Below are 4,608 nucleotides of genomic sequence, written 5' to 3'. Positions count from 1 at the left end.
AAATTCTTACCCTTGATGCATGATAGCGTATTAAAGTATTAAAGCGTTGGTGCCATACACACCCTAGTTTTTGATGTATTTCACCCAGCCTGTCGCGGGTTCGCCTGCCGGGGGAGCAATGTCCAAGGTCACACAGCTAAAGCCGGTTTCCGGGAAAGCAGCGCCAGGCAGCATGCCGCGGCCGCTTGAGAAGATGTGTGCGCGCTATCTCTCCCTTAGTGGGGCTTATCTGGGAGATATGCTGGATGGTGCCGATGATAAATTGTACGACCTTGCCGAGAAAGAGACAGACGGAGAGCGCGAGCGCTATTTCGAGGCCATGCGTGAGCTGCGCATTCAGCGTGCTGGCTTGATAGGCAGTTTCAAGCAGGCCATCAATCATCAATTTCTAACCCTGGCGCGGCCCCCGGAAACCGAGACACTGGAAAAAACGCCGGTGGACCTAGATTCCCTGACGCTGGTCAATGAGGATGAGCTGGAAACCTCGGTGGCGCTGGATAACATGGCGCGCCGGGCCCGCAATGGCTGTAACGAGCAGCTAAAGGTCCTCTGTCATCGCATCGAATACCTGTTTGAAAGCAAACGGGAAGTGAACGAACACAACAACCCGTTGGAACCCCGCCAGCTGGTCGCCTGTTTCAGCGAAGGGCTGGAAAAGCTGTCGTTGGATATCAAGGCCCGTCTGATCATCCTCAAGCTGTTCGAGCGGGAAGTGATGGCCGAAACCGGCTATCTGGTCAGTGAGGCCAACAAGGTGCTGATCGATGCCGGGGTGTTGCCGGAAATGAAGTCTGCGCCTATCGCCCCGGCACGCAAGCCCGGCTCCCGCTCACTGGCGAGCCAGGGCCAGGGTTCTGACGGTGGGATACCGATGTCAGGGAATGTCGGCGGCCCCAGCAACGATCAGATGTTTGGTTTATTGCAGGAATTGCTGGTGACCATGCGCGGCATGCAGGGAGGCCCGGGTAATGGTGGGGCAGGCGGCGCGCCGGGCGTAGCCAGCGAGGCGGCCATGGCCGTTATGCAGAACGGGGTGCCTTATATGAATGGCGCGCCGGTGGCTAACGCGGCGTCTGTGCATCAGGTCAGCTCCGATGATCTGCTCGGCGTCTTGAACCGCCTGCAGCGGGTAGAGCGTAGTCTCGGAGAGGAGGAAGGCGAAGACCGTGCCGACCTGAAAACGGACCTGTCCGAGCTGCTCGACAATGAGCACGGCGAGGCCATCCATGCCCTGGATCAGGCCGATGATGATGTCATCAATCTGGTGGCCCTGCTGTTCGATTTCATTCTGGATGACGAGGGCCTGCCCTCGGAAATCAAGGCGTTAATTGGCCGCTTGCAGATCCCGCTGCTGAAAGTGGCGATCATCGATAAAACCTTTTTTAGCAACGATAATCATGAAGCCCGCCTATTGCTGAACATGCTGGCCCGGGCCGGTAGCCAATGGGATCCGCAGCAGGGTATCCAGGACGACCTCTACCAGAGGATTAATCAGGCGGTGCACCGCATCATTGATGATTACGAAGATGATGCCAGCCTGTTCTCCTCGCTGTTGCAGGAGTTCCAGCAGTTCTTCGATAACCAGAAAAGCCGTTCCGATCGTGTGGAACAGCGGGTTCGCGAAGCAGAAGAGGGCAAGGCCCGTGCCGAGCAGGCCCGCAGCGAAGTGGTGGCGGTGCTGGATAAGCGCATGGCCGGGCGGCAGCTGCCGGATGTGGTGGTGCGCCTGCTGCGCCAGGGCTGGCAACAGGTGTTGTACTTGACCTGGCTGCGCGAAGGCGAAGATAGCGGATTGTGGCAGCAGCAGGTGAAGGTAGTCGATGCGGTGGTCTGGAGTGTGCTGGAACACCGGGAGCAAGCGGCCCTGGAAAAACTGAAGGATCTGAGTCCGAAGCTGCTCAAGACCCTGCACAGCGGCCTCAGCCAGATCAACTACGATGCGGTGGAAACCAAACAGCTGCTGGTTAAGTTCCGTGATGTGCATCAGCAGCTGCTCAAGGGGCTGCAGACGGAGCGGGTGGCGGTGGAGCCAGAGCAGCCCGCCGAGCCGGTCCAGCCGGAAACGGTGCCGGAATTGCCGGAAAATCATTTCCTGGTGAAGAAATGCAGCCAGCTGCCGCCCGGGCAGTGGATTGAAATTCAGGATGACGGCGAACCTCGCCGCGCCAAGCTGGCGGCCAACATCCGCGCCGGCGTGAAAATGGTGTTTACCAACCGCCGCGGTATCAAGGTGCAGGAGTTTTCTGCTTACACCCTGGCCGTTGCCCTGCATAACGGGACTGTTAAACTCATTGAGGAGGGAGCCCTGTTTGACCGGGCTCTGGAAGCAGTTATTGGCGATCTGCGTCGCATGCAGGGTAACGTGCAACACTAACCCCTGCCGTATTCATCCCGGCGCAGGCATAAGAACCTGTTGATGATCTATACGCAGCCGCGTTGCTGCTAAAAATGGTGGCAGGCAAGGCGCGGACCGCAGGGCCTGACGGGTCAAGTTCAAGGTCTGCAACACAGCACGGCACCATTTTTAGCGGTAACCCGAAGGGCCGGGCCCCTTTCTTTAAGGAAAAGAGGCCGCCAGCCCGCGATTGCGCTTATTTATGTAGAATGACTACACGAAAGAATCGCAATCACGACCTGGCGAAAAAATTGACTCCGGCGCGGTTGCGTATAGATCATGAACAGATTCTAGGGAGCTTGCGCGGGTGCTTACCCTTTCCGGACATCGTGTCGATCAGGCGCAATGGTGCCCATCCCCCAATTTTAATGAACGCCCTGATCCGGCTGATATCTCGTTGCTGGTGATCCATAACATCAGTTTGCCGCCGAGCCAGTTTGGCGGCGGCCATATCGAAGCGTTTTTTCAAAACGGCCTGAACCCGGCGGATCACCCCTATTTTGAAACCATCCACCAATTGACGGTGTCGTCCCACTTTCTGATTCGTCGTGACGGGGGCCTGCTACAGTTTGTGCCGTGCGATAAGCGAGCCTGGCATGCCGGCGTCTCCACGTTTCAGGGGCGGGAAAACTGCAACGATTTCTCCCTCGGTATCGAACTGGAAGGGGCCGATAACATCCCCTACGAAAACGCCCAGTACGCTACGCTGGCTGCGCTGACGCAGCTTTTGCAGCATCACTATCCTGCGATTACCGATGCCCGCATTACCGGCCATGAACATATTGCACCGGGAAGAAAAACCGATCCCGGGCCCGCGTTTGACTGGCTGCGTTATCGCCAGCAGCTGGCGGATTTCAAGGAGCAAACGGCATGAAGTTTATTGTTCTGATCGTGGTGATGGGGCTACGCCGGATGGACGCCGGTTGGTCGCCTCTGCTGGCCGGTGAGGAACGTCACCAGCGCTGGTTGCAACGCTGCGGTAGCCGCATCGGCCAGCCAAGCCGGGTGTGGTGGGTGGCTGTGCTGCTGCCTGCAGTGTTGATTGCCTGGGGCGCATGCTGGTTGTCCGGTTTCTGGGGCCAGTTATTGGTGCTGGGTCTGGGCACATTGCTGCTCTTGTGGTTGCTGGGCAGTCACAGCGAGTTTCGCCATGTGGATGAGTTGCTGGTACGCGGCCGCATGAATGACCCGGACGGGTTTGCTGCCCTGGCCACGGACGAATTTTCCGTTAACGGCGTGCCCGGTGACCCGGCCTACCACCAGCAACTGAGTGAGCAGATTCTGGCGCGGGAAGAACGCTTGTTTGTGGCGATTTTCTGGCTGGTGTTGCTGGGGTTCGGCGCGGCGTTTCTGGTGGTCATGAACCATGCCTGGCTGCAGCGTCAGCGGCGTCACTGTAGCGAATCAGAGACCTTGGGTTGGCAGCACGCACTGGATGACTGGCTGACTCTTCCCGCCCGGCAACTGTTGATTATCAGCATGGCATTGGCAGGCGATTTCAGCGCCGTGATGAACCGGATGCGCGGCAGTTGGTGGCAATTGCAACCTTCTGACTCACTTCTGCTGTCAGTGGCTAACGTGGCACAGGAAGAAGGCGGCGAGGCTCGCCCTGCCACACTGAATATGGCAATGGACCAGCTGGAAGAATTGCAGGGCCTGCTGCTTCGCTGTGTGGCCATCTGGCTGATTATGGCCGCGTTGTGGATCATGTTGCTGTGAATGTGAACGTGCTGGAGTGAGTAGCGTTTCTATAGAACCGACCTTGGTCGCATTCCGGTTTTCCTGCATCGGGTTCACGATAGCGAAATAACCGAAAAAATGGCCAACATACTGTGCTGGCTGATTCTTTTCGTCACTGGCCAGCTTGACCGCCAACCGGTCTACGGCGCTAGTATTAACGAACACCGGGGTATCGGCAGATATGCCCCAGCCACCGGTGTCGTGAGACTTCAGGTCTCAAGCCCAGTCACCCTTGGGCCTCTTTCAGCGCCGCTGCAGTGATCCTGCGGCGGCGCATGGCAACGCGAAAAAGGACGCAAGCCCATGCAAAAACGCAGTTTTTTTGACGACGTTGATCCCGCAGAAACCCGGGAATGGCTCGAAGCCCTGGAATCCGTGGTCGAGCGGGAAGGTCCCGAGCGGGCCGCCTGGCTACTCGATGCCATTACCAACGAAGCCCAGGAGCAGGGCGTTTATCGCACCCACCTCAACAC

3 protein-coding genes are annotated in these 4,608 nt (G+C 57.9%); all 3 read left to right on the top strand.

All coding sequences use genetic code 11. The annotated features are described in order from the left end of the window. The first annotated feature begins 118 nt into the window (after positions 1 to 118). Entirely contained in the window at positions 119 to 2,374 is a 2,256-nt protein-coding gene (locus tag A3754_RS15405) for a DUF1631 domain-containing protein (RefSeq protein WP_063520415.1), read from the top strand. Positions 2,375 to 2,702: 328 nt separating this feature from the next. After that, positions 2,703 to 3,269, top strand: a complete 567-nt coding sequence (ampD, locus tag A3754_RS15400) for a 1,6-anhydro-N-acetylmuramyl-L-alanine amidase AmpD (RefSeq protein ID WP_063520414.1) — start codon at positions 2,703 to 2,705, stop codon at positions 3,267 to 3,269. After that, complete coding sequence (locus A3754_RS15395; RefSeq protein ID WP_063520413.1) at positions 3,266 to 4,114, top strand: hypothetical protein; 849 nt, start codon at positions 3,266 to 3,268, stop codon at positions 4,112 to 4,114. The genes ampD and A3754_RS15395 overlap by 4 nt, the downstream gene beginning before the upstream one ends. The last annotated feature ends 494 nt before the right edge of the window (positions 4,115 to 4,608 follow it).

It is taken from the genome of Alcanivorax sp. HI0083, from assembly GCF_001635175.1.
The sequence above is the reverse complement of the archived record's forward strand: the minus strand, read 5'-3'. Positions and strand labels throughout refer to the sequence as shown.

Coding starts and splice junctions, on each gene's coding strand:
- A3754_RS15395 (WP_063520413.1), top strand. CDS start 3,266: ATGAAGTTTATTGTTCTGATCGTGGTGATGGGGCTACGCCGGATGGAC.
- A3754_RS15405 (WP_063520415.1), top strand. CDS start 119: ATGTCCAAGGTCACACAGCTAAAGCCGGTTTCCGGGAAAGCAGCGCCA.